A 4,683-nucleotide genomic window follows, 5' to 3' on the forward strand; every position below is an offset into this window, starting at 1 on the left:
TGTTGTTGACGCCGCTCTAATCGCCGCATTCGCGGCGCTGGTCACCAGCGTTTCAGCGTTGGTCTGGTCGATCCGGCGCAAGGCAGGGTGAGGCCAGTGGTCACAAGGAAACATTGGGACCGCTGGTCAGCACCAACGCGGGTAGGTGAACGGCCAGCCGGTCAACCGCTGCGCATCGTCGGTCGCCTGGGTGCACAGGACGAACTACCCGGCTATATGTCACAAGTTGGATCGCCAGGAATAGCGCCTCTTCAAGACAGATTCCTAAGATGGTGAGTAGCGCAAAGCACAGGGGGAAGAATGTCGCTTGAATCGCTCACTGACCCTGCAGCCGTTCACGCGGCAATGGACGAATATGACAGTCTCGGGGGCGACGCGTTCTTACGCAAATACGGGTTTGGAAAAGCGCGCGCATTCCACGTGGTTCGGAACGGAAAGCCCTACCCGTCCAAGGCCATCGCCGGGGTCGCTGTAGGGGTCCAGCACCCGTCTCGCGGCACTCTTCGATCAACTGACTTCAGCGGAGGAGAATCAACCGTCCGCGCCAAGCTGGAGAGCTTGGGATTTGAGATGCATGTTTCCGAGTCCGCAGCCCAGGCAGGGAAGACCAACTTGTCATCGACTGAGACATATTGGTTTCTCGGCGCGTCTTTCGGCCGCACCGAGGACCAATCCGAGCGCTTCGTTAGCGAGGGCATTTGGGAGATCAGCACGCCAAGCGCATCGGAGGCGGCGCAGGTCCGGTCAATGAAGCCGGGCGATCGGGTCGCACTGAAAGCTGCCTTTGTCCAAAAGCACAATCTTCCGTTCGTCAACCGAGGGCGCACGGTGTCCGTGATGCGCATCAAAGCGCGCGGCACGATCACTGAAAATACTGGCGACGGCGAACGCCTGAAGGTCGCGTGGGACGCCGGTTTCCAGCCGAAGGATTGGTATTTCTACACCTACCGTCCAACGATCTGGGAGGTTCATCCGGGCCATGAGCTCGCGGACAAACTGATTGAGTTCGCCTTCTTTGATGAGCCTCAGGATTTCGATTTTTTCCTCGCCTATGGGGAATGGGCCTCGATGTATGGTGATCCAGGCACCTCGTCCGTCCAGCGCTATTGGATAGAAAAGACGCTCGTCCGCGGCCGTCCCGACCGGCTCGACGGTCCGGACGGCGTCGGGCAGGCGCTTTGGTCGCCACAGACATCGAAGGATGGCAAGAACATCTATGCGAACATGCTTGAGGTGAAGCCGGGCGACGTGGTTTTCCACCTCACGGATAACGACAGCATCAGCAGTGTTTCGATAGCCGCGAGCGAAGCCGACGCCAGCTTCGTCGGGGTGCAGGGGACCGAGTGGGCGGGACAGCCTGCCTATCGGATCGCACTCAAAGACCATGAGCCGCTAGAGCCACGGTTGCCGAGAGACGCATTTTTGGAAACGGAGCCGTTCGCTTCGGAGCTGATCGAATTGTACGAAAGCGGGGTCAAAGGCCTTTTCTATAATAAGCGAGGCCTCAACCAGGGCGCCTACCTCACTGAGGCGACGCCCACGCTCATCGCGATCCTCAACCGCGCTTATGCCGAGTTTAGCGGGAAAAGCCTTCCGCACGTTGCAACTGAGGATACTCCTCCCGTCGAAGAATCGACAAACACCTTCAGTCTTGAGGACGCCTTAGCGACGCTGTTTCTGGAGCGAGCCGCTGCTGAGGATTTGTTGCTGCTTTGGCAGGCAAGGAAAAATGTGATCCTCCAGGGGCCACCTGGCGTTGGAAAGTCCTACGCGGCGCAATTGCTCGCGTTCGCGCTCATGGGCGCCGAGGATCGATCGCGGCTGGGCTTTGTCCAGTTCCACCAATCGTACTCGTACGAAGACTTTGTGGAAGGCTACCGGCCGACCGAGACCGGGTTCGAGCTCCGATCGGGCAAGTTCGTGGAATTCTGTCGGCGAGCCGAGGCAGACCCGAACCGCACCTATGTCTTCATCATCGATGAGATCAATCGAGGGAATCTGAGCAAGATCCTTGGCGAGCTCATGTTGCTCGTGGAGAGTGACAAAAGGGACAGCCGATGGGCCATGCCGCTCGCCTCGGGCCGGACCAAATTTTTCGTGCCCCCGAATGTGTACATCTTGGGCCTTATGAACACCGCGGACCGATCCCTTGCCGTTGTAGATTACGCGTTGCGCCGCCGGTTCGCATTCGTCGACCTGGTGCCGAGTCTCTCATCCCCGCGGTTTCGCGAGCACCTTCAGTCGATTGGAGTGGATGCGCTGGTGATCGACCGCGTTGTCCAGCGTTTCTCGGAACTCAATGCGGAGATTTGCGCCGATACGGCCAACCTCGGCCCTGGCTTCGCCATCGGCCACAGCTATTTCTGCAGTAAGCCGGCGCCTGGCGAAAGCAGCGAAGCCTGGTACGCCCGCATCGTACGCACGGAGATCGTACCACTTCTCCGAGAGTATTGGTTCGATGCTCCGCAACGGGCAGAAGCGTGGCAGGGTCAGCTGCTTGCGGCATCGTGACCCAACCGACTATCCCGAATGAGAATATCTACTACCTCTACTGCTACGCGTGGAATCGCTTCGAGCAGGCGCAGACAATTGACCTCGGAGCTGAGCCGAGCCCAAACCTTCCTAACCTCCTCGCCCGTGTGCTCTTAAGCGGTACGCGCGCCATTCTGCGACGCGGTCTCGATCGCGATTATCGAGACTACGACGAGGAGATACCGACGATAAGGGGTCGGATCGACCTGGGTGCCACGCTTCAGCTCCGCGCTCGCTCGATTAGAAGGGCTCATTGCCACTTCGACGAGCTCAGCCACAACCTCCTCCACAACCAGATTGTCAAAGCATCGCTAAAGCGGCTGGCGAGCGCCTCGATGATCGATGCCGCGCTCGCTCACGAACTGCGATCCACGGCGAGCAGGCTGGGCGACGTGGACGACATGTGGCTGCACGCGTCGGTTTTCGATCGTGTCCGGCTTCACCGTAACAACGCGTATTACGACTTTCTCCTGAAGGTCGCGCAGCTCGCATTCCATTGCTTGCTGCCCCGGTCAGACGGTCGGGGGTTTCGCTTCGAGGACGTCACCCGAGACGAGAAGAAGATGGCACGTGTCTTCGAGGAGTTTGTGCGGAACTTCTATCGTACCGAACAGCGCGAATTCGCAGTCGAACCCTTGACGATCAGCTGGGACGCTAAGCCGCTGTTGCTATCCGGCGCCGGGCGCCTTCCGACCATGAGAGCCGATGTGTATCTCCGCAGCCCCACCCGACGGATCATCATCGATACCAAATACTACGCGAAGGCCCTCCAATCCTATCATGAGGTGGAGAGCTATCACTCTGGCAATCTCTATCAGCTTTTTAGCTACTTGAGGAATGCCGCTCGACAGGATTCCGCCTTCTCAAATGTCGAGGGAATCTTGCTCTACCCCTGGTCGGGAAAGGGGCTGCGTGATCGATACGATCTGCACGGGCATGAGGTTACGCTTGCGACGTTGGACCTGTCACAAGCTTGGCCAGGAGTTGCATCCCAACTCCACGAGCTCCTTCGCAACGGGATGCGAAACGCCGCTGCGGCAGCTTGACGCGCACGCGCCCACAACGGCGCGCGACTATTGCCGGTACGCAGAGCTATTTCTTCTCGGGAAGTTTCTTAATTTGTAGCGCGAGCTCAGCGAGGACCTCTGTCGCGTCACCCTGGTCACGGCTCATCAGCAGTTCGCCGATCCGATTCCTGAAGCGCTGGTCGAAAACCTCTCCCTTGAGGTTGCCGCACCGCTTTCCGTAACGGGTGAGATCACACAGCTCTATTGTGGTCGATCCCTTGTCAGAATCGGATGACGCTGCTGCTACGACTGGTCCAAACCAAAGAATGTGGTCATCGTATTCATCAAAATGGGGGTGAACAATTATGTAGTCGGTAGATTTAATTGGAAATGTCTTGCGATCTTTGTTCTTCAAAACATTCTTCGTGCCCTTGGGAACATTGCAATCTTTGCAAGATACTGAAAGGTTGAGAGGCTCGAAAAGAAATTGCGGCTTCGTTTCCCGCGCAATGATATGTTCTCCATCCCAAACTGCGTTGTTATTTGTTTCTAGCTGGTGTCGACAATAACAGCAAAGCTGTTGCTGGTCAGCAATATAATGGTCCTTTATGACCTTGCGCACCGGGGTGACCGCGTCGGCTGACCAGTACGCCGCTACCTTTTCGTTTTCAGGCCGGGCATTGTAGGCCTGGACGATGGCGGCTACGGCACCCCCGTATTTAACCGGCTGCATCTTGCTTCTCGCTCGCGTCCGTGGCCGCCCTAGTGAGCCCATCCACGACCATGAGAACACCGTCCTCGGGCGGCAGGTTGGCGGTAATCTTCGCCAAGTGGCTGACTTGATCTCGAAACTCCGGCGTGGCGGCCTCGCCGTCCGCGGCGGCCCTCATCGCGTCGACCAGGAGATCCCGGAGATGCAGGTTATTATTTGATGTGAGCTGGAACGCCTCAGCAAGCTGCACATCTGACGACTGTCCTACGAGCTCGGCCGCCGGAGGTGCGTCAGGATTGTCCAGAGCGACCAGCGTCGCGTGTTGTGGCAGCTCTGAAATCACTAGTGGCGAATGGGTGGCTATGAGGAAGTGACACCCCCGATAGCCGCGGAAGGTATCGAGCAGCAGGTCTATGTATTTGATCTGCCAGT

At 57.9% G+C, this 4,683-nt stretch carries 4 protein-coding genes; 2 read left to right on the forward strand and 2 right to left on the reverse strand.

Features of this window, described 5'->3' with window-relative positions; genetic code table 11:
- Positions 1 to 300: 300 nt before the first annotated feature.
- Positions 301 to 2,511, forward strand: a complete 2,211-nt coding sequence (locus AB7F49_RS38220; RefSeq protein WP_428532881.1) for an AAA family ATPase — start codon at positions 301 to 303, stop codon at positions 2,509 to 2,511.
- Positions 2,508 to 3,578: a 5-methylcytosine restriction system specificity protein McrC gene (locus AB7F49_RS38225; protein ID WP_428532884.1), complete on the forward strand. Its 1,071-nt coding sequence runs from the start codon at positions 2,508 to 2,510 to the stop codon at positions 3,576 to 3,578. The genes AB7F49_RS38220 and AB7F49_RS38225 overlap by 4 nt, the downstream gene beginning before the upstream one ends.
- 46 nt (positions 3,579 to 3,624) lie before the next feature.
- Here the strand turns inward: AB7F49_RS38225 and AB7F49_RS38230 are convergent, their stop codons facing one another.
- A complete protein-coding gene (locus tag AB7F49_RS38230; RefSeq protein WP_428532887.1) occupies positions 3,625 to 4,272 on the reverse strand; it encodes a hypothetical protein in 648 nt (215 codons plus the stop codon).
- Positions 4,259 to 4,683 (reverse strand): hypothetical protein (locus tag AB7F49_RS38235; RefSeq protein WP_428532890.1); only part of this gene is annotated, 425 nt, incomplete at its 5' end. The genes AB7F49_RS38230 and AB7F49_RS38235, both read right to left, overlap by 14 nt.

This window comes from Pseudorhodoplanes sp., assembly GCF_050250235.1.
Taxonomy (GTDB): domain Bacteria; phylum Pseudomonadota; class Alphaproteobacteria; order Rhizobiales; family Xanthobacteraceae; genus Pseudorhodoplanes.